The sequence below is a fragment of the Nitrospirota bacterium genome (assembly GCA_040752355.1).
Classification (GTDB): Bacteria; Nitrospirota; Thermodesulfovibrionia; order Thermodesulfovibrionales; family Dissulfurispiraceae; genus JBFMCP01.
In genome coordinates, this window is record JBFMHE010000013.1 from 1 (window position 1) to 21,067 (window position 21,067).

Sequence of the window (21,067 nt, forward strand, 5' to 3'; positions counted from 1 at the left end):
CGCTGTAATAGTTCAGCCACTCCAGATACTGTCTATAGTCATCGTCAGTTTCAAAGACGATCTGACGATAGTTGCCACGCTGAGTTATATGATGCGGTATCCCAACCGCCACCGCTCTCGCGATCCTCGGCATCCTCCCCCCTCCGACTTGCTCTCTCTAATGCTTACCTTCCATCTTTAAATGGTCGCTGTCCCTTTTTAGTGTCTTATCTGCTAATCCTCTATCTACCCTCGGCATGGTTATTCACCCCCGGAAAAGCAGCCTGTCCCCTTTTCCTGAGTCCTGTCCCCTTTTCCTGAGTCCCCTTTTCCTGATATCCCGGTTTGATGAGTTCCATCTTAATCTAATAGAAGAAGCCGTAGTTTTGAGGGATCAGGTACTTTAATAATTGGTGAACCGTCTTCTTTATAGAATTCCAGTTCATCCAGTTTCCCATCAACTACATGTAAAAGTATGTGAATAATAGTTCCATCCTCATCTTCTATCTCAGCTTCAACAGGAATACGTCTTTTTACGTTTGCTTTTACATCTGCTTTAATATTGAACTTTAAACTTCCATCTTGATCAATTTGCTTTGCTAAACAATGATTCAGCTGTTCACGAATTTCACATCTGCCCTGAAAATCAACCTCCAGCAAACGCTCAATAATATCTCTTTCTCTAATAGTTAGTTGCCTGTATGTAGATTGACTGACCATAGCTTTACTTTCCTGGGACAGGATAATGTGTCCCAACGTGAATCCTCCCGCTGGGTAGTGTGTATGCACGATATTCTATTGTAACACCACCAACCTTTACTCTTCCCCAAAAACTACCAGTAGCAGTTGCTCCCCTAGTCGCTGCTCTAATTTGCGCTCTTATTGCAGACTGTACAGCCGCCTCTGACAAACCAGTTCCTGCAAAATGACGAGCACCATGGCCAAATGTAATTGCTTTGCCTACTACTCCTCCACCAATTAAAAAGTCCAGAGTGTTTACTTTCGTTCCTGGACTTATTGGTGCTATGCTTACCATCTGTACCAGACCATTTCCAGATGAAATAGTAGTCAAAGCATCTCCACGCTTATATTCAGTCTCCGAGTGTGGCTGAGACTCACTAGAGAATGCTTTATCTAACCCGATGGCAACTGCAGCGCTCATGGCTCCGATATAAGCCCCTTCTGAAAATGTACCGCCTGTAAGTTCAGAAGTAACGCCACCGATGAGTGTGCTAGTCCCGAGTTGTACAAAATCCCCTAAGTAGCCGGCACCCAAATTTAACGTACCGAGATATCCCGACACGCCACCGGTTATTGCACCAATAAGCAGACCCTGACCTATTTTGCCCGATTCAGCCGATGATATGACTCCTCCTATCGCACCACCTGCTATCCCTCCTACAAATGTTGCTGTGGCGGCGCTTGCACCAGCCGCTGTTACTATAGACGAAGCAGCCAGGCCGAAACCGCCTGCTATGCCTCCTGTTACTCCTCCAATGAATGCACCGCTTAGGATATCACCAAAATCTCCTCCTTGAATAGCTGCATTCGCTCCTCCGAAAATTGCGCCACCAATTACCGCTCCTATAATAAGATCATCAATGCCAAAGAACTGTCCCGTGGGATCAGTATAAAGAAGTGGATTGTTCCGCGCATAGCTATACCGATTGAATACCTGCGGGTCCGAAGGGTCCTGTACTATCACATCGGGACTGATGAACCTGCCGATATGGGGATCATAATAGCGTGCGCCATAGTAGTATAGTCCTGTCTCGTCATCCTGTTCCTGGCCGGTGAACTTATGCCTTACCGGCGTAGTCCCCGATTCCACCCGTGTCGCTCCATAAGGATAGTAGTACATCTCCTCGCTTTTTGTCCCATCGCTCTTGGTGATGATATTCGAGCTCCCCAGATGGTCAGCATGATAAAACCGGGTGTCATTGGCCGGGGTTTTAAAGGCAATACGGTCCTTGCCGGCGAAAATGTATTTATAGCAGTTGGCGCCTGCGGTGTCCGTGCATCGGTAGATTCTGCCTATATAGATGTTCGGATCAATCGACGATGCTTTCTTCACCCTCTGCCCTGTATAGTCGTAAACAAAGGTTACGGTGCCCCCGCTGTAGACCATGCTCGTTGGCCTATTGTCATGGTCATAGGTGAAAGTCCTCCCCAGACGGCTTATCATATTGCCGTTGGCATCGTAACTGTAGCTATTACCACCGGTTTGTACTACTGCATGGGGCCGGGTTCCATCCAGGGCATACGCATACGTGCCTATCTGGGAGTTGTAGGTAATATTGCCAATCTTATCGTAATCGTAGGTTACAGTCCCGTACGGCGTGCTGTCGTTAGGATCGGTTATTTCTACGATATTCCCTACGTTGTCGTACTTATAGGCAATGTTCTGAATCTCGACCAGGGCAGCGGTCTTCGTAATGATTGAGCTCAATCTGTTTGTAAGAAGCTCGTAGCCATAATCGGTACTTACACCGTTGGCGTAATTGATAGTGCCCGGCTGGCCGAGCGCGTTATAGCCTGAATAGATTGCATAGCCAACGACCTCACTGAGAAATCCGCCTGTATTGTATCTATAACTCACTATGCTCGCATCAGGATACTTGATGCTTTTTTCTCTTCCCAGTGGATCATATTCGGCTTCAGTAGAATAATCTTTGCCGTCGACGTTCTTTATCGTCCTTTTTACCCGTCCCAGAGGATCATAGAAGTATTTCTCCGTGCCCGAGATGTCGATAACAGTGGTAAGCCTTCCCTTGAAGTTAGTCGAGAAGGTCTCATCATATCTGTACTCGACGTCTTTTATGCCGGTGCAGACGGTGCACACGTAATGCTTGAGCTTGATCCTGTTCAGCTCATCGTAAGTAAAAGTGATCTCTTTGCCCCTGGCATCCTTCTGATAGCTGAGATTTCCGTTAGGATCGTAATTGTATACCCAAGAGCCCATATCGGGATCGGTCATCGATCTTTTGCGGGAAAGGGTGTCATAGGTGATGACAGTCTCGTTCCCATAGGCATCGATGACGTTTGTAAGGTTGCTTAGTACATCGTACACGTAGGCCGTTGTGGCATAGAGGGCTTGATTTGGGTAGACGCCGGTGTACTCTTCCACTTTGACGAGCCTGCCCTGGGCATCCTTTTCCTCCACTCTCACATGGTTATTGGCATCAATGAACGTTGTCCTGCCCTGGTTATAGCGCGTCGAGACGACCGTATTATCGGGATTGGTGATGTCGAGAATTCTCCCGAAGTCGTCATGCTTGAAAAGGGTCCAGCGTGCTGTCTCACGTCCTTCAAAGTAAGACACCGATGTGCGATCTACCTGCCCCTTCTGGTTATAAACCGTGTCCCTGGTAATGATCTTGCTGTCAGGCCCCTCAGCCCTCGTCTTTATGACCCTGCCGAGGCCGTCGAAATAAGTTTCATTCCAGATGTAATTCTCGGGAACGAGGGGACTGGCAACGCAGACGCCGTTATTCGCATCGTATCCGGCAGGACAGGAAATGACGGGATCGCATGGCTGAGGGGCCGAACAGGTAGAGGGACTACCTGAGCAGGCAGAGCCGCTGTAGAGGGGGCAGTGATATAACTGATATGGAGATATACCATTATCGCAATATCCATTTATCAGCTGGTAACCCGAGGAGCAATTATGGATAAGCAGCGAGTACTGTGCTCCATAGTCACCCCCGCAGAAGTTGTAGCCATAATACCAACCATTTATGTAAGTGACTATTTGTCCATTGGTAAATCCGTATCTTTGAGGGATGGTGGTTCGCTCATGAGGTAAAAGAGTGTCCCAACTTTGAGCAAAATAACAACCGATATATCCTACGTCGTCGGTAACCAAGAAAATCGCCGTTATATCCATATTGAAACCTGCATACCCGGAGATATTTCTCGATGCACCAGTATATGCTATCTTAGCAGTTGTATAGCTGCAGCTAGCTGTTTGATTGCACGTGTTATTGCAAACACCGGAATCGCTGTAAGTTTGTCCCGTCGTTGAGCATTGGTAATTTGTGATTGCCGGAGCCTCGCACCGACCTGCAGACGAGTTATACACACCGCCGGCCGGACATATGATCGACGAGATCGAACTGCTCACCTCTGCTGAAATCTTTGTTACCCTCTGATCCCCGACGACACCCGAATCTTCATAGGAGTAGGTTACCGTTCCATATGCAGACGCCTCATCTCCTGGATTGATCACCTTGATGAGTCTGCCAAATACATCATAGGTATAGGTAGTCGTATTGCCGTTGGCATCGGTCTTTGTGCGCGGCTTACCGAATCGGTAGTCATAGGCGGCGGTCGTCACATGGCCCAGGTGGTTGGTCGTTGCAGCGGGATAGGTGAGCGTCGAACTGTCATACCCTATGATCGTAATATATCCCTTGGCATCCGTTATCGATGTCTGGTTGCCGTAATTGTCGTAGCCATAGGTAATAGAAGGATTGATCTCTCCCGATAACCAAAATCTCTTATAGTGGAGATTCCCGGTTCCGGGATAGTACTCGAACCAGGTCTGCGCCTTCATTATTCCATTGCTCTGAGTGTAGGTGGTTTTGGGCAGGCTTACGAGCCAGTTTGCCGTATCATATGGCTCATAGCTGGTATGGACGTCTCTTCCGTCACCATCAACATTCACATCACCCCAGAACTGCTCCCTTGTTATATTCCCATACGCATCGTACTCGAAATCAGTGGCTACGTGTTTACAGAGCGCCATATCCTGCTCACTGCTGGTTGCTCCGTCACATATGTAGTCGTCCTTGTGATCGAGATACGGGAATGCCGCTCCGGTATAAACGCTGTTCCACAGATAGTTATTAAGCGTCCTTGTCGAGATGAGTCCTGCTGCATTCTTGACGACCTGGGAGTACGGCAATCCTTTGAGCACGGTATCGTCGGTTTTGAACCAGGTCTCGGTAGTGGCTCCTGACGGCGCTTTTGTCTTCACATACTCAAAACCCCTGAACTCTCTCTCCCCCTGATGGTAAAATCCGTATGCGTAGGAATAATTCGTGGTGGAGATATTGCCCCTGCCGTCATTGACCGATACCGAAGAGACGGTCTGAACGATAAAGGGAAGCAGTTCGTTAGCATAGGCTGACGACGGCGCATAGGAAATAGTAGTAGTGCCGCCCATGCCGTTCTTGATGCCGGATACGAGGTCGGCGGGAGGATCGGACTGGTACGAGGAGACCCGATAGAATGAGACGCCGCTGCCATGCACCCGCCCCATATCCATCCTGCCGTCGCCGTTGAAATCCCCGACGTACAGGGGATACGCATTACCATCCGAATAGTTCTGGGATGGACTGAAGTCGCCGTTAATATACGCCAAGGGAGAGATCCATCCCCCGCCGTTCGATAAATAGAAACCCACACCATTGCCATGCACACGGCCGATGTCGGTCCTGCCGTCCCCGTTGAAGTCCCCTGCGAAGATAGGGAACACACCATTATAGCCATATCCCTGAGCCGGGCTGAAGTCCGCCAAGTCATTGATCATGGTCCATCCGCCGCTGCCGCTCGATAAATAGACGCGCACTCCGCTCCCATGAACCCGTCCCACATCGGTCCTGCCGTCGCCGTTAAAGTCTCCAATGACCAACGGGTAAGTATTCGCATCCGAATACCCCTGTCCAGGACTAAAATCGCTATTTATACCGTTTATTGAGGCCCAGTTTCCATTCCCATCTGATAGATAGAAAGCTACTCCGCCGCTATGGACCCTTCCAACATCAGTCTTTCCATCACCGTTGAAATCTCCGATCACCATTGGATACTTGTAGTTGCCGTCAGGATAGCTGTTTGCGCCGAAATCATACAGGTTATATGGTCCGCTCCATCCAGTCCCTGTGCTGAGATAGACAGCCACTCTATCGCTATAGACTCTCCCTGCATCGATCTTTCCATCATCGTTGAAGTCGCCGGTAAATATAGGGTGCTTGTTTGCGTCAGAGTATCCCTGGCCGGGACCGAAGTCCCCTATGCTGCTCATCGGGGTCCAGCCTCCTGTGCCATCGGAGAGGTAAAAAGAAATCCCATTATCATATACCCTGCCTATATCGGCCTTGCCGTCGCCGTTGAAATCCCCGACGACTATCGGGTACTTGTTTCCATCGCTGTAGCTGCCTGCACCAAAATAACTCAGGATGAATGTTCCGCTCCAGCCACCGTTGCCATCGGCCAGATATATCGTTATACCGGTAGCGGTGACACGGCCCACATCGGTTCTTCCGTCGCCGTTAAAATCCCCGGCAAGGATCGGATGGGTAGTATCATTGGTAAAGCTCTGGTTTGTTCCAAAATTGCCGATGCCGCTCATCGCCGTCCAACTATTTCTCCCCGCCTGCCATCCGAACTGTAGTGTCGGCAATGCACTTACCCCGTCGCTGCCGTATTGCGTAATCGAGGTCAGTATGGAGCGGTAGGTAGTGGGGCTATAACTGTAGTTGAGCATATATTTCCGCACCAGGGTATCTGTAGTACCTATCTTGTTATACACGCTTATATTCTTCAGCCGGTACGCTGTTCTCACCGGTGCATTGGTGGTATACATCAGAGGAGCATCCGTCCTGCTCTCAAGAGTAAAAGTGACATAATTGGTGGGGCTCAATCCCTTAACATTGCCTGTGTAGTCTATCCTTTGAAGATATATCTCTCCATTGCCCGAGTCCTTCCAGTAGGTTAAAGTCATCTGGTTGCCGTTACTATCGCGCACCTCATCGAGGCACCATTTGAACACTCCAGAAGCACTATCCTGCCGTGATGCTGCCGTAGAGCCATAGAAGTATTTCGTGCCGTCCTTGGTAGTGACCACCCAGCCGCCTGTCGTTGGATTGAAATAGAATTTTGAGAATGCCCCCTCTATCTTAGCGCCGTAGTAATTGGCTCCCCACTCGCTTCTCGGTACCAGCTCGGCAGAAGAATCATCTTTTTCGAATATGAACTCATTGCCGCTATAGTTTATTCCTCGCTTTGTGGATCGCTGTATCACTCCCATTTCGAGGTCCCAGCCCACACCGAGCCAACTGTTCGGTGCATTCGAGTTGTATCTCAGCACCAGATTGGGGGCGATCCCGCCTCTCCCCGGAGGGATCTCGACAGGAATGCTTGCTCTCGCAGCACCGGTATTGGTCGGATCGGTTACCTTCACACCCGAGGCAACAATGACCTCCTGGGCAGAAGCATCATAGAATGGAATACTAAGAAAAGTCAGGACGAGACAGATGAAAGCAAAACGTTGTAATCGCATGCACGCCCCCCACATGTATGATCTCGCGCTTTCCACATTACAACAGCATGCTTCTGTGCAGCCGACGGAACGGCTACTTTCTCAGCTGTCATTCAGCTTATCACGCGAAGGGGGAGCTTTGCTTTCAAAATCGTAAAAAATATTATCAATTTCGTAAAAATTACGATCCGTCAATTTTGACGTTGTGATCTCTTGCAGAAGGGTATCGTAACCTCATTTTGCCTTTCCCTTAAGACACGGTGAGGGATTCTCCCTTTTTAGAACAAAAAGGAAATGGGGAGGTACCCATAGCTACAACTTCATTTGTAGGCCCGCTGGGCGCCAAGTATATAGTGCTTCGGCGTTATCCCGGTCTCTTTCTTGAAGGTGGCTGAAAAGTAGCTTGCATTTTCATAGCCGATCATGCCCGCTATCTCGGAAACAGTGCGGTCGGCCTTTTCCATAAGCTCGATGGCCTTTCGGATTCTGACGAAATGGTGATAGCTCTTGAAGGAATGGCCGGTAATGCGTTTGAAATAAGCGCAAAAATAGCTCCGGTTCAACAAGGATATCCTGCATGCTTCGGAAAGGGTCAACGGCAGTGCATAGTTTTTCTCTATGTAAGCTTTCACTCTCAGGATGCCTTCGATGATGCAAGATGGGATCTCACCATGACGAGGCCTCGGCCCGGATTCAGAGCCCAGCATCATATGCCTGCGCCCTCCAGCGTCGGAGAGCATGCCGGCAAGGACACTTATCTTATTGAGCACTTCGTCAGGATCGAGCGGCTTTTTTATGTAATCCCGCGCTCCGGCCCTGAAGGCAGCGATAATGGTCTCCTCTGTCTCGTAAGCGGCGGTAATGATAACCGGAACCGAGGGATGGGTCTCTTTTATCCGCCTCAGCACCGCGATACCGTATGCATCGGGGAGCGCGAGGTCGAGGATAACGACGGCGACCTCTTCGGAGAGCAGGCCGATGCCTTCACGGGCAGTTGTTGCAACAAGGAGAGGGTAAGCGTTTCCGATATCCTTAATGAGCGCATCCCGTGTGCTTTTACAGACATCGATGATCAGAATACTCTTGGCTTTTTTACTGATATTTCTCATACGTTTTTCCTGTGAGCGTACGAAAAGAGGAGGGATGATAAGGAGGAACGTTGCCGTATCCGGTGTAATGCGCAATCACCTTTTCCCAAAGCCCCCCTCTTTACGACCAAGGTAATTGTAAAGCATGTTTTAATGATAATATCTCTTTATACCATAACGCACCCTTGCCTGTCAGCAGCACGTTACCCCTGTTCAGTTACACGCTGCCATTCTGCCATCTTCTGCGATGCCGCTCTACGCTTGATAAATTGCCGACCATCCGCTATGATTAAGGGGAAGGTGTAATCCTCTGCAATTCAAACAGTTGCAGCGGCGAAAGGAGCCACGAGATGATAACGCGCGAAAAGGTCGAAGAGGTCCTCGACAAGGTCAGGCCCGGTCTCAAGTCCGAGGGAGGAGATATCGAGCTGGTGGACGTTAAAAACGATATAGTATATGTCAAATTGAAGGGCGCCTGCGGCACCTGCCCGATGTCGGCGCTGACATTAAAGAACTGGGTGGAAACCACGATGAAAAAGGAGATACCGGACGTCAAGGCTGTTCAGGCCGTATGATAAGGAGCACGGGAACGATAATGAAGATACCAGGAGCCGGAACGGCGTGCGCGAGGGACCGTGCTGCGGCTGCGCTCCGGTCCGTCTTCTACGGTCTCTGGGTGCTCGCCTCTCTCCTCCTCGTTCCCGCCGCCGGCGCTGACACTATCGTTGACGTGAAGGGCGTGCGGCATTGGTCGACCGCCGATTATACGCGCATTGTGATCGATCTCTCGGCGCCGGTAGAATTCACCCGGGGAAGCCTCTCCGATCCCGAGCGCCTCTTCTTCGACCTGAAGAACGCCCGCGTGGCAAGGGAGATGCAGAAGAGTTTCGCTGCCGACAGCCCGATCATAAAATCGGTGAGGATAGGACAGTTCAACGCCGATACGGCCCGCATCGTCTTCGATCTTGAGGTGAGCACGTACGACTACAAGGTCATCCATCTCGAGGATCCCCCCCGCCTGGTCATCGATATTTCATCCAAGACTGCGCCGGAGAAGAAGCCTGACGCGAAACAGGAGCTTCGGCCCGAGCTCCTGGAGCAGAAGAGGCCGGGCGGCAAGCCCGAGTCAAAGCCGGAAGCCAGGCCGGAGAGGAAGCCCGATCCCAACACCGAGGCGCGGTTCATGAAACGGCGGATCGTGGTCGATCCCGGCCACGGCGGGCACGATCCCGGCGCTGTAGGGCCGTCGGGACTCTATGAAAAGGATGTGGTGCTGGATATCGCCCTCAAGGTCAGGAGCATTATGAAGCGGGATCATCCCCAGTTCGATGTGGTCCTCACCCGCGAAACCGACATCTTCATTCCCCTGCCCCAGCGGGCTGCCGTCGCCAACAGGAACAATGCCGATTTCTTCCTCTCGATCCACGCCAATGCGAGCCCGAACCGGCAGGCGCGGGGCATCGAGACCTATTTCCTCAACTGGACCGACGACGAAGAGGCGGTAAGGGTCGCTGCCCGCGAAAACGCCATATCGATAAAAGAGATGAAGAAGGCCCAGAGCGATACGGAGCTCATCCTCGCCTCGCTCGACCGCGACAAAAAGAGAGACGACTCTCTGAAGCTCGCCGGATATATCCACCATTCGCTGATAACGCAGATGAGGCCCCAATACCCCGCGATCCACGACCTCGGCGTGAAGTCGGCGCTCTTCTATGTGCTGGTCGGGGCAAAGATGTCCTCGGCGCTGGCCGAGGTCTCCTTTATCAGCAATCCCGATGAAGAGCGGATGCTCGCAGACGAGGACTACCGGATGCATCTCGCCCACTCCCTCGTGGCAGGAATACGCGCCTATTTCAACCAGGCGCCGCAGCAGAAGGTGGCCGCCTACCGGAAGGCGCCCCGGAAGAGCCCGGCTCCGAAGGCGAAGCCGGTCAGCTATACCCGCCGCACCAGGTAAGCCGTTGCCTTCCGGGATCGTTCTCCTGGCGTATTCCTGCTTCGCCGCAGGTCTTTTTCTTATCGAGAGGCTGGACCTTCATCTCGCAATCGCTGCGCTCGCAGCCTGCTCGCTCTTGTTCATTCCCTTTCGGCGGGTGCGGAGCGGCATCGTCCCCATAACGCTCTTCCTGGTTTTCACTTTTGTGAGCAACCTTTTCTACCAGTCGGGAAGGGTGCTCGCTGCCGTGGGGCCGCTGCTCATCACCGATGAAGGAGTGCGGCTGGCTGCGGTACGGACGCTGCGCGTATTCGATCTGATCTTCGCGGCCAAGGTCCTTACCACCCTGCTGCCGCTCGAAACGATGCTCGCCTCGCTCGGCAGGTTTCTCCGTCCGCTCGAGCGCCTGGGGGTGCCGGTCCACGAATTCTTTCTCGTTGTGACGCTCACCCTGCAGTGCTTCCCGGTGCTCAAGGAGAGGCTTTCCGGACTGTACCGGGAGCGGGTCGCGGGAAAGCATGCCGTCACCTTCAGGGAGAAACTGCGGATCATGGTATCGTTCCTCGTGCCCCTCTTCATCGAGAGCATGCGGAACCCGGAAAGCTTTTTTGTGCAGAGCGAAGAGGGGAAGAGTTAAGGTGAGCGCATGTTCGACTATCTCATAACGAACGGTCTGCTCGTCGACGGCAGCGGCGCCGAGCCGCGGAGCGCCGCAGTCGGCATCAAGGGTGACCGCATCGCCTCTATCGGCAGCGGTGACGCCGATGCCCGCACGGTCATCGATGCGCAGGGCGCGGTGGTCGCCCCGGGGTTCATCGATACGCATGCGCATTCCGAATTCACCCTTCTCGCCGACGGCAGGGCAGAGGGAAAGATCAGCCAGGGAGTCACGACCGAGATCAACGGCAACTGCGGTCTTTCCGCGGCCCCGCTCTACGGAGCGGCCCTCGAGCGGAGGACCGCCGACCTCGAGGAGGTCGGCATCAAAGAGCGGTGGTCGACCTTTCGCGAATATTTCGTATTGTTAGAACAGAGGGGCATTGCGCTGAACTTCGCCACCCTCTGCGGCCACGGCACTATCAGGGCGTCGGTCATGGGCTACCGTGATGAAGCCCCCGACGAACGTGCTCTGGCCGCTATGAAAAGACTCCTTTCGGAAGCGGTGCGTGACGGCGCAAAGGGGCTCTCGACGGGGCTCATCTATCCCCCGGGCGTCTATGCAGGCACGGAAGAGCTGATCGAGCTCTCCCGGACGGTTGCAGGGCACGGCATTTATGCGTCGCATATGAGGAGCGAGGGAGACCGGCTCGTCGAGTCGATCGACGAGGTGATCCGCATCGGGAGCGAGGCAGGCATCCGGGTGCACATTTCCCATGTGAAGACCTCGGGTGAGCGGAACTGGGGCAAGATCGGCGCTGCTATCCGGCGCATGGAAGAGGCGAGGGGGAGAGGGCTCGCGCTCACCTGCGACCGGTATCCCTATATCGCCGCGAGCACGGATCTCGACACGGTGCTGCCGGCCTGGGTATACGAGGGCGGCGTCGAAGAAGAGCTGAAACGATTGGCCGATCCCGGGACCGCCGCACGGATAAAAGCGGAGCTGAGCGGCAAGGATGACGCCTATTGGAAAAGCGTCTTCGTCTCGTCAACGGTGAGGCCCGAACATCGCTGGATGGAGGGCGAGAGCCTTTTCGCGGTCGCCGCCAAAAGGGGTATGCCCGTGGTCGATGCGCTCTTCTCGATACTCATCGAGGAGCGGGTACGGACAGGGGCTATCTTCTTCTCGATGAACGAAGACAATCTGAAGCGTTTCCTCTCCCTGCCCTATACCATGATAGGTTCCGACAGCTCGGTGCGCAGTCTCTCGGGGCCTACCCGCATCGGCATGCCCCATCCGCGCGGCTTCGGCAGCTTCCCGCGGTTCCTCGGGAAGTATGTGAGGGACGAGGGGGTCATGGGGCTGCCCGAAGCGATCAGGAGGATCACCGCGCTCCCGGCAGCGACCTTCGGCCTGAGTGAGCGGGGTCTCGTCAAGGAGGGATATTATGCCGACCTCGCCGTATTCGATTATCACAGCATGAAAGATACGGCAACCTTCGGCAGTCCTTACCAGCTTCCGGAGGGAGTTATCCATGTCTTCGTCAATGGCGAGCCGGTGGTGCACGAGGGCCGCATGACCGGGGCCCGGCCGGGAAGGGTGCTTTCGTGAGGCCGGTGATCGGCATAACCGCCGGCATCGATGACGAGCTCTACTCGCTGCGGCGGAACTACTGCACGGCGGTCGAGAAGGCGGGCGGGCTCCCGGTCATCCTGGTCCCCTCTCCTCAGACTCCTCCGCTGCTGGCCGCTATCGTCGACGGCCTGCTCATCCCCGGAGGGGACGATCTTGCGCCTGAATGGTACGGCGAGACGCTCTCGGTCCCGCCGGAGTGCCTGAAGGAGGCGCCGCGGGAGCGGAGCGAATTCGAGATCGCCCTCCTCCACGAAATGGTGCGGAGGGGCAAGCCGGTGCTGGGCATCTGCTACGGCATGCAGCTCATCAATGTCGCCTTCGGCGGAACGCTCTACCAGGACATCGCCCTCCAGGAAGAGCGCGCGTATCGCCACCAGCGGACGCTCCACCGGATACTTATCGCCAGCCCCTTCGGCGGAATCGCTTCCGGCGAAGAGTTTGCCGTCAACTCCTATCATCACCAGGCGGTGAAAGATATCGGTGACGGGCTGGAGGTGTTCGCCCTCTCGGCTGACGGGCTGATCGAAGGCTTTTATAAAAAAGAGCACCCCTTTCTGGTGGGCGTCCAGTGGCATCCCGAGCGCGGCAATGAGGGGCTTCCTCCCGCTCTTCCCGGCGAGGAGGGCCTTTTGTTAAAGGCCGGGAGTTGTGATAAGCTTTTAGTAGCGCTATTCGACGGGTTCATACGAAACTGCCAGAAGGAAGGGGAATGTCCACCAACCGGTTCACGTTCATCACACTGCTCGCCCTCGTCCTGATCCTGGGATATCTCAGCTATCTGATCCTTGCGCCGTTCCTCGCTCCGATCCTCTGGGCCATCGTTCTCGCGATAGTCTTTTATCCGGTGTATCTCTATCTGCTCCGCTCTATCAGGTGGAAGTCCCTCGCCGCGCTCATCGTGCTGCTCGTCATTCTCCTTATCATAATAGGTCCCGTCTCGTACATCACCTATCTGCTGGTGGCCGAGGTCCAGGCCCTGACGAGCCGCATCGATACCGGGACCCTGGGATCGACAGAGGTCATCCTCCGCCACCCGGTGGTCCGCTACGTGATCGACAGGGTTGCGACGGTCTTCGGCGCCCCGCTCTCGGAAGCGGAGCTGAGGAAGGCGGTCAACGATACTCTTGCGGCGCTGGGCAAGAGGTTCGTCGATGTCATTCCCGGCGGCCTGGGGAGCATCGCCGGGGTAGTGATGGACTTCGTCTTCATGTCCTTTGCCATCTTCTTTTTCATCAGGGACGGCGCCGACTTCTTGCACAAAGGGCGCAACTTCATGCCCTTTTCGGAAGAGCAGAAGAACAGGCTCGCCGCACAGATCAGGGATATCGTGGTCTCGACCATTTACGGCGGCGTCGTCGTGGCCATCGTGCAGGGGCTCATCGCCGGCATCGCCTATGCGGCGCTCGGGACGCACTCCCCGGCCCTGTGGGGATTCACTACCGCCATCGCCTCGTTCATTCCGCTCCTCGGCACCTTTGCCGTATGGGGGGCCATCACCCTCTTCTTTTTCATTCAGGGCTCGATCGTGAAAGGATTCATTCTTCTGCTCATCGGCGTTTTCGGCATAAGCATGGTGGACAACGTCCTGCGGCCCATTCTCATCGGCGCGCGCATGCATATGCCGGTGCTCGTCATCTTCTTCGCCGTTCTGGGAGGGATTCAGCTCTTCGGGCTCATCGGGCTTATCCTGGGGCCGCTGGTACTGGCGCTGTTTTTCTCGGTCATCGGAATTTTCAGAAACCTGGAAGGAGGGTATCATGCTTGACAGGGGAGAGGTGAGGGAGATCGCTTCCATAGAGGGCGGAGAGCACCATTTCGTGAGCATGTATCTCAATGTGGACCCCCTGCTGAACCGGGGCGGGGACTACGATATCCATTTCAAGAATATGATGAAGGAAGCGGCGGAGACCCTCGACAAGCAGGTCTACCGGAAGGTGCGGGACGATATCGGCAGGATCAAGGAGTATGTGGCGTCGCACCGGCAGCTCTTCAGGAAGGGGCTCGCGATCATCAGCTCGGCGCCCCGCGATTTCTGGAGGGTCTACCACCTCGCCGTACCCGTGCGGAACGAAATCGTCATCGACACCATGCCCTACACCAAGCCTCTGCTCGAAGCGCTCGACAATTACGAGCGGTACGCGGTGGCGCTGGTCGAGAAAGAGGATGCGCGGCTCTTCGTCATGCACCTCGGCGAGATCGTCGAGTACGAGGAGGTGCATACCGGCGGGGTGCCGGGCAAGCATAAGGCCGAGGGCGATTTCGCGCTCGCGCAGATCGCGGTTACGCCGCACATGGCGCATACCGGCAAGAGCAGGCTGGGGGTTACGGGGTACCGGGAGCATCATAGGGAGCGGCACATTGCCGAACACGTCAAGCTCCATCTCAAGGATGTCCTCGAGAAGCTGAACACGTTCCTGGAGCGGGAGCGTATCAACCGCTTGATCGTCGGCGGCTCCGACGAGGCCACCCAGGCCTTCCGGAGCATGCTCCACCAGACGGCGCAGGAGAAGATCATCGGCACCATGAGGGCGACGATGTTCGCCGCTCCCGACGAGGTGCTGCGCGACGCCGAGGCGCTGGTGGCCGACTACGAAAGGCGTGAGGAAGAGCGGACCGTCGAGAGGCTCGTCACCCAGGCGTCGAAAGGGCAGCAGGCGGTCGCCGGGCTCGAGGCCGTGCTCGAGGCGCTCAGGGAGCGCAAGGTGATGAAGCTCGTCATGCTCAAAGACCTGCGGGCAGCGGGGTATGCCTGCGGGACGTGCGACTTCGTGAGCGCGGAACGCGTTGACCGCTGCCTCTCCTGCCAGGGGCCGATGAAGGCGCTCGCATCGGTTGCCGAGCACGCGGGCGAGATGGCGCTGCAGCAGGGGGCGACCGTCGAGATCGTCAGCGAGAGCACGCGGCTCCTCGAAGCCGGCGGCATAGGGGCGTTCCTGAGATATTAGGGGCGGCTCACAACGCCCGGGGCTCGCCGGGAAAGAGGGGAAGTGTCCCTCCCTTGTTGCAGCGCGGAACCGCAGTGCGCCTGATGATGCGCTACTCCTTGTCGGTAACGAATCCGCTTACCGTTTTCCGGAGGCCCTCGGCGATCGTCAGGAGATCGGCTACCGAATGCATTACCTCGTTCGACATCTGCTCCATCTCCTTTGCGACGGACGAGGTTTTTTCTATATTATGCGCGACCTCTTCCGACGCCGCCGACTGCTCATCGACGGCGGTGGCGATCTGGGTGATCTGGTCGCGGACCCGCTGCACCGAATCGACAATATGGTTCAACGAGCCGCCGACCTGCCGGATGTACTCGGTCGCCTTGGTCACGTCTCCCGAGGCCTCGGACATCGACCGGGCCGTCTGCGACGATTCCGCCTGCACGGCGTGGATCTTCTCCGATATTTCGGCAGTCGCCTTGATGGTGCGCTCTGCAAGCTTACGCACCTCGTCGGCGACCACCGCAAATCCTCTCCCCTGCTCTCCCGCCCGCGCCGCCTCGATGGCGGCGTTCAGTGCGAGGAGGTTGGTCTGGTCCGCGATGTCGGTGATGACCGTGACAATATCGCCGATCTCTCCGGCCCGGTTATTGAGCTTCTCGACCATCGACGCCAGCTCTATCGTTGACGTATATACTTTGTTGACGGTCGCCACCGCTCCGTCGGCCACTCCCTTGCCGCTCTCCGCCGTGGTCATGGCCTCGCCGGACATTTCGGAGGCGATGGATGCGTTCTTCGCGATGTCGGTGATGGTCTGGCTCATCTCTTCTGCAGCGGTAGCGATCTGCGCCGCCTGAGCGGACTGCTCCTTCGAGCCTTCTGCCGTCCTGTCGGCCCGCAGCCGCAAGGCATCGACGGTGGTCACCACGGTGTTCGCGGCATTGAGAATAGCAGTGATGACCGTGTTGAGCGACCGGATCATCTTGTTGACGCTCTGGGCGAGCACTCCTATCTCGTCGCTGTTCCGGATATCCAGGGAGGTCCTTAAGTTGCCTGCCGCCACCTGTTCTACCTTGTCCACGATATCCGACAGCGGCCGGGTAATGCTCCGCACCACGAGCCGGCTGGCTAGTATCATGAGCGCCATGCAGACGATGATGATACCGGCGAGTTTCATTGCATCACGCATAAAGGCCGCGTTGACATCGTCGATATAGATGCCCGAGCCGATGACCCATCCCCAGGGCTCGAATCCCTTCACATAGGATATCTTGGCGACGGGGTCCTTGAAGTTCGGCTTCGGCCAGAGATAGCGGACAAATCCTGCTCCCTCTTTTTTCACCACCGCCACGAACTCGACGAAGAGCCGCGTGCCTTCGGGGTCCTTGAAATCCGACATGTCCTTGCCGTCCAGCTCGGGCTTGTAAGGATGCATGATCATCGTCGGACCCATATCGTTGATCCAGAAATACTCCTTCCCGTCATAGCGCAGGTCCTTCACGGCGGCCAGGGCCGCCTTCCGCGCGTCCTCGTCGGGGAGCCTCCCCTGCTTGGCAAGGTCGTGAAAGTGCTGGAGCACTCCGTAGGCCGTTTCGACGATATGCTTTGTCTTGAGGGACTTCTCTTCGATCATTCTGTTTCTCAGCGTTGTGAGGGATGCGGCGGCGATCACCACTGCTCCTGTCAGCGCGATGGCGACAAGGATACTCAAGCGGTGCTTTACTTTCAGCTGACTCAAGAGCCTCATATGAAACCCTCCCGATAGGTAATGCCCCCCCTTACGCTTTTGTTTGCCGGTGAGCTCCCTGATCGGCAGGTGTAGCCCTCTGCCGAAGGATGAGACACCACACGGGTATGCGCTCCAGCCCATACAGAAATGCGTAACCCCTTATAATTATGATTATCGACGGATTTCTTATTCTATTGACACCATTCAGCAGGACGCGCCCTCCTCCCCCTCATCGCTGAGCCCGGCCCCGCCCGAAAAGGCGCCTGGCCGTGCTATCATAAGGAATGCGCGTGGCTACATTGTGCAGGCACCTGTTTATTGCATGTATTCTCCTGCCCGTCATCGCGGCGCTTTTTTCCTGTTCTCCCTCTCCGCGGCTCGATGACTACGCGTATTACCGCCTGAATTTCAATCCCACCACCCTCGATCCCGCGCTGATCGTCGATGTGCAGGGCGCCTCTCTCGCGGCGAAGCTCTTCAACGGGCTGGTCAGATTGAACGAAGACCTTTCGGTTGCGCCCGACATCGCCGAACGCTGGGAACTCTCGAAGGACGGCAGGAGCTACCGCTTCTTCATCAGGAAGGGGGTAGCCTTCGCCAACGGACGGGAGGTCCGGGCCGAAGATTTCAAGTACTCCTTCGAGCGGATCCTCGACCCGCGGACGAAGTCTCCGAATACCTGGGTGCTCGAAAAGGTCAGAGGGGCGAAAGCGTTCATGGACCGTAAGGCGGATACGGTAGCGGGATTCAGGGTGCGTGATGCGTATACTTTCGAAATAACGCTCGAGCGGCCTTTCGCCCCCTTTCTCGGCATGCTCACCATGAGCGCCGCCTACGTAGTGCCGAGGGAGGAGGTGGAGCGATGGGGCTCCGATTTTTCGAGCCATGTCATGGGCACCGGCCCTTTTGTGCTGGAACGGTGGCTGCCCAACCGCGAGGTCGTGCTCCAGAGGAACGAGCGGTACTTCGACCGGCCGGCAAAGGTGAAGGGCATTGTCTGCAAGATCATTCCCGAAGATCTGACGGCGATCACCGAATTCGAGCTCGGCTCGCTCGACGTGCTCTCTCTCCCCGGCTCGGCGTATGGGAGGTTCAGGGCCGATGAGCGGTGGAGCAGTCATATCATCGCTCTCCAGGGTGTCAATACCTACTACCTGGGCCTCAACACAGCGAAGCCGCCCTTCGATAACAAGAGGCTCAGGAAAGCGGTTGCCGCCGCCATAGACAGGAACAAGATCCTCGAAACGTTTTTCGAGAAGCGAGGACGGCCCGCTGCAGGCCCGGTCCCCGATCTCCTCAGGAAGTGGAGCCTTTCTCCGGAGGGCGTTCATCCCTACGATCCGGCAGCGGCCCGTGCGGTCATCGAGCAGGAAGGCCGGGCAGGAGTCCGCGTGACCATGTATATTACCGCCGACCAGGAGGTCGTGGACCTTGCCGAGATCGTTCAGTCCTATCTGCTCGCCGCGGGCATCAGTGTGCAGATAAGGCAGCTCGAATGGAGCGCCTATAAAGAGGCGATCAACAGGGGTGAACCGCACCTCTTCTGGCTCAGCTGGTGGGCCGATTACCCCGACGCCGAAAACTTTCTCTTCCCGCTGTTCCACTCCTCGAATCTCGGGTCGGCAGGGAACAGGACGAGATATGTCAATAAGACCGTCGATGCGCTGATCGAGAAGGGGCAGTACTCGTTCGACGAGAGGGAGCGGAGCAGGTACTACCGGGAGGCCGAGTCGATGATTGTCGAGGACGCGCCGTGGGTGCCGTTCTGGCACCGGAACGATATCCTCGTCAAGCAGCCCTGGGTCGAGGGGCTCGAGGTCTACCCGATCACCAGTATGGACAAAGGGACGGAGATCGCGCTGAGGAGGTAAGACCCCTGTCCTTTACGGCTCTGCACGCAGAGCCCCGCACCGGCCATTAACAATTTTTAATCTCCCGTTAATCATTTCTTAATGGTGTAACGGTATACTTTCAAAAATACCGATCGCCTTCGCGCATACCGTATCCATTCTATTGCTATCCGGCCTGTTGCCGCCCGGAATTTCTGAAAAGGAGGATTACCTGCTCATGGGTATTATCAAAAACCTGGGACATATCTTTTTCCATGTAGCGATTATCGTGGTAAGCGCGGCTGCGGCGCTCTCGCTCCCCTCCCTGGTCAGGGCTGCTGCCGAGAATGTTCTGGTCTACTGGGCGTTTATCGAGAACGGAAAGATCTTTCTCGTCTCGCTCGAGCTCGCCGTAGCCGTCACGCTGATCATCCTGCTCAACTACCTCGGGAGGAGCTGGAAGGACAGGAAGCGTTCGGGCATGGCGAAGAGCGCCGGGCTGTTCTTCGTCTCCTCTGCCCGCAACATCGTTGGCCGGACACGGCTGAAGCGGATGAAGAGAAAGCAGGGGCCGGGAAGGAACGTCATGGTCATAGGATCGACCGGCTTCCGCACCTTCGTGGAGCCTGAGGGCGACCTGCACCATGTGGTGCAGCACTGCCGCGAAGCGAAGATCATGCTCCTCGATCCCCGGGGCGAGGGGGCGAGCGCCCGGGCCAAGAGCATACAGGACCCGCAGATCACGCAGGAAGGGTTCAGGGAGCAGATCCTCAAGAGCATCGAGTTCCTCAAAGGATTGAAAGGACTCCAGAAGAATATCAAGCTCAAGCTCTATCGCGATACGCCGCTCCTGAAGCTGGCGATCCTCGGCGATTACGCGTACGTGCGCCACTACCATACGGGCCTCGACGTGCAGCAGATGCCTGAATATGTCTTCAGGCACGATCCCAAACCCGGCGGTCTCTACAGCCCGCTCTACCAGTATTTCGTCGAGCGCTGGCAGGATCCCGGCATCCCGGAATACGAGCTGGACACCGGTGAGCTCGTGTACCGGGACAAGAGCGGCAACGAGATCAGGAGAGAGCTGTTTGCCGAGGGGGCCGTGGAGGCGTAGGTGATCGAGCAGCCCGAAGCGTTAGTCGCAGCCGCGGGGCTCCCGCTGTTTCCAGAACCACCCCGGATAAGGTACAATTCCCTCCAATGGCGGCGACGACGATCATCAAGGCTTCGGGAAGACCGGAAGCGTTCGACCTGCAGAAGCTCATCGACTCCCTGATCCGCTCCGGGGCTTCCCCTGACACGGCGGGGAAGATCGCCGGCGAGATAGAGGCACGGATCACTCCCGGGATGCACACCAGAAAGATATACGGCCTCGCCAAACGCCTTTTGCGGCAGTACAGCAGCCCCTCGAGCATGCGCTATTCCCTCAAACGGGCGATCGCCTCGCTCGGGCCTTCGGGCTATCCCTTCGAGAAGTACTTCGCCCGCGTGCTTGCGGCGCACGGCTACCGCACCGAGGTGAGCCGTATTATCGAGGGCTATTGCGTGGCCCACGAGGTCGACGTGGTGGCGGCGAAGGGAGACGAGATCGCCTTCATCGAGTGCAAGTATCACAACAACGGCGGAAAGCCGACAGACGTCAAGGTGGCCCTCTATGTCCATTCGCGCTTCGCCGACATCAAGAAGGCCCATGAGCTGCGGCACGGGGAGAACGGCATGGTCCGCAAGGGATGGCTCGCGACCAATACCCGCTGCACGACCGATGCGATAAAGTACGCCGAGTGCGTCGGGCTGAAGATCGTGAGCTGGAGATACCCTGCATCGGGAAGCCTGGAGCGGATGATCGAGGAGCAGCGGCTCTACCCTATCAATGTCATCCCTGCGGTGAGGCAGGATGCGCTGGCGTCCCTGTTCCACCAGGATATCATTCTCGCCCAGGAGGTCGCGGACATGGACGAGCAGTCGTTCGTGGTGAAGAGCGGTCTCGATCCCCGCACCGCCCGCCTGATCAAGAAGCAGGCCGACGAGCTCTGCCCCTGCTTTTAGGGGCTGAGCTCGTGATTTACAAAATTGCCTCCGCCGTAT

At 56.0% G+C, this 21,067-nt stretch carries 15 protein-coding genes; 10 read left to right on the forward strand and 5 right to left on the reverse strand.

What is annotated here, in order from left to right:
• From AB1805_10335 to AB1805_10350, 4 genes are all read right to left on the reverse strand, one after another.
• Positions 1–133: transposase (locus AB1805_10335; GenBank protein MEW5745816.1), on the reverse strand; the 133-nt coding region annotated here is incomplete at its 3' end.
• 206 nt (positions 134–339) lie between these two features.
• The gene (locus AB1805_10340) at positions 340–735 is read right to left on the reverse strand and encodes a hypothetical protein (protein ID MEW5745817.1); all 396 of its coding nucleotides are present in this window, start codon (positions 733–735) and stop codon (positions 340–342) included.
• Positions 704–7,261 carry an FG-GAP-like repeat-containing protein gene (locus AB1805_10345; protein ID MEW5745818.1) on the reverse strand — a complete coding sequence of 2,186 codons (6,558 nt, stop codon included), beginning with the start codon at positions 7,259–7,261 and terminating at the stop codon, positions 704–706. Before AB1805_10345 ends, AB1805_10340 begins: the two co-directional genes overlap by 32 nt.
• A gap of 299 nt (positions 7,262–7,560) precedes the next feature.
• Positions 7,561–8,349 carry a helix-turn-helix domain-containing protein gene (locus tag AB1805_10350; protein MEW5745819.1) on the reverse strand — a complete coding sequence of 263 codons (789 nt, stop codon included), beginning with the start codon at positions 8,347–8,349 and terminating at the stop codon, positions 7,561–7,563.
• A 329-nt stretch (positions 8,350–8,678) separates the two neighbouring features.
• On the opposite strand from AB1805_10350, the gene AB1805_10355 reads away from it, so the two are divergent.
• Genes AB1805_10355 through AB1805_10385 form a run of 7 tightly spaced genes read left to right on the forward strand, consistent with a single transcriptional unit; the run spans position 8,679 to position 15,442 of the window.
• Positions 8,679–8,903 (forward strand): NifU family protein, encoded by a 225-nt coding sequence (locus AB1805_10355; GenBank protein MEW5745820.1) that lies wholly within the window; start codon positions 8,679–8,681, stop codon positions 8,901–8,903.
• Positions 8,904–8,923: 20 nt separating this feature from the next.
• Positions 8,924–10,285, forward strand: a complete 1,362-nt coding sequence (locus AB1805_10360; GenBank protein MEW5745821.1) for an N-acetylmuramoyl-L-alanine amidase — start codon at positions 8,924–8,926, stop codon at positions 10,283–10,285.
• Positions 10,286–10,289: 4 nt separating this feature from the next.
• Positions 10,290–10,901: an energy-coupling factor transporter transmembrane component T gene (locus AB1805_10365; protein ID MEW5745822.1), complete on the forward strand. Its 612-nt coding sequence runs from the start codon at positions 10,290–10,292 to the stop codon at positions 10,899–10,901.
• Positions 10,902–10,910: 9 nt separating this feature from the next.
• Entirely contained in the window at positions 10,911–12,473 is a 1,563-nt protein-coding gene (locus AB1805_10370; protein MEW5745823.1) for a D-aminoacylase, read from the forward strand.
• Positions 12,470–13,255, forward strand: coding sequence for a gamma-glutamyl-gamma-aminobutyrate hydrolase family protein (locus AB1805_10375; protein MEW5745824.1), 786 nt, complete (start codon positions 12,470–12,472; stop codon positions 13,253–13,255). The genes AB1805_10370 and AB1805_10375 overlap by 4 nt, the downstream gene beginning before the upstream one ends.
• Positions 13,207–14,262 carry an AI-2E family transporter gene (locus tag AB1805_10380; protein ID MEW5745825.1) on the forward strand — a complete coding sequence of 352 codons (1,056 nt, stop codon included), beginning with the start codon at positions 13,207–13,209 and terminating at the stop codon, positions 14,260–14,262. The genes AB1805_10375 and AB1805_10380 overlap by 49 nt, the downstream gene beginning before the upstream one ends.
• Entirely contained in the window at positions 14,255–15,442 is a 1,188-nt protein-coding gene (locus AB1805_10385; GenBank protein MEW5745826.1) for a hypothetical protein, read from the forward strand. Before AB1805_10380 ends, AB1805_10385 begins: the two co-directional genes overlap by 8 nt.
• A gap of 91 nt (positions 15,443–15,533) precedes the next feature.
• Here the strand turns inward: AB1805_10385 and AB1805_10390 are convergent, their stop codons facing one another.
• Positions 15,534–17,171 (reverse strand): methyl-accepting chemotaxis protein, encoded by a 1,638-nt coding sequence (locus tag AB1805_10390; GenBank protein MEW5745827.1) that lies wholly within the window; start codon positions 17,169–17,171, stop codon positions 15,534–15,536.
• Positions 17,172–17,443: 272 nt separating this feature from the next.
• Between AB1805_10390 and AB1805_10395 the strand changes: the two genes are divergently transcribed.
• The 3 genes from AB1805_10395 (at position 17,444) to AB1805_10405 (ending at position 21,028) form a co-directional block, all read left to right on the forward strand.
• Entirely contained in the window at positions 17,444–19,024 is a 1,581-nt protein-coding gene (locus tag AB1805_10395; GenBank protein MEW5745828.1) for an ABC transporter substrate-binding protein, read from the forward strand.
• Positions 19,025–19,220: 196 nt separating this feature from the next.
• Positions 19,221–20,096 (forward strand): hypothetical protein, encoded by an 876-nt coding sequence (locus AB1805_10400; GenBank protein MEW5745829.1) that lies wholly within the window; start codon positions 19,221–19,223, stop codon positions 20,094–20,096.
• A gap of 86 nt (positions 20,097–20,182) precedes the next feature.
• Complete coding sequence (locus AB1805_10405; GenBank protein ID MEW5745830.1) at positions 20,183–21,028, forward strand: restriction endonuclease; 846 nt, start codon at positions 20,183–20,185, stop codon at positions 21,026–21,028.
• Positions 21,029–21,067 lie beyond the last annotated feature (39 nt).

Bases quoted from the DNA above. Each gene is read 5' to 3' on its own strand.
- AB1805_10345 (MEW5745818.1), bottom strand. From the start codon at position 7,261: ATGCGATTACAACGTTTTGCTTTCATCTGTCTCGTCCTGACTTTTCTT.
- AB1805_10355 (MEW5745820.1), top strand. From the start codon at position 8,679: ATGATAACGCGCGAAAAGGTCGAAGAGGTCCTCGACAAGGTCAGGCCC.
- AB1805_10405 (MEW5745830.1), top strand. From the start codon at position 20,183: ATGGCGGCGACGACGATCATCAAGGCTTCGGGAAGACCGGAAGCGTTC.
- AB1805_10385 (MEW5745826.1), top strand. From the start codon at position 14,255: ATGCTTGACAGGGGAGAGGTGAGGGAGATCGCTTCCATAGAGGGCGGA.
- AB1805_10370 (MEW5745823.1), top strand. From the start codon at position 10,911: ATGTTCGACTATCTCATAACGAACGGTCTGCTCGTCGACGGCAGCGGC.
- AB1805_10380 (MEW5745825.1), top strand. From the start codon at position 13,207: ATGTCCACCAACCGGTTCACGTTCATCACACTGCTCGCCCTCGTCCTG.
- AB1805_10390 (MEW5745827.1), bottom strand. From the start codon at position 17,171: ATGAGGCTCTTGAGTCAGCTGAAAGTAAAGCACCGCTTGAGTATCCTT.
- AB1805_10350 (MEW5745819.1), bottom strand. From the start codon at position 8,349: ATGAGAAATATCAGTAAAAAAGCCAAGAGTATTCTGATCATCGATGTC.
- AB1805_10400 (MEW5745829.1), top strand. From the start codon at position 19,221: ATGGGTATTATCAAAAACCTGGGACATATCTTTTTCCATGTAGCGATT.
- AB1805_10360 (MEW5745821.1), top strand. From the start codon at position 8,924: ATGAAGATACCAGGAGCCGGAACGGCGTGCGCGAGGGACCGTGCTGCG.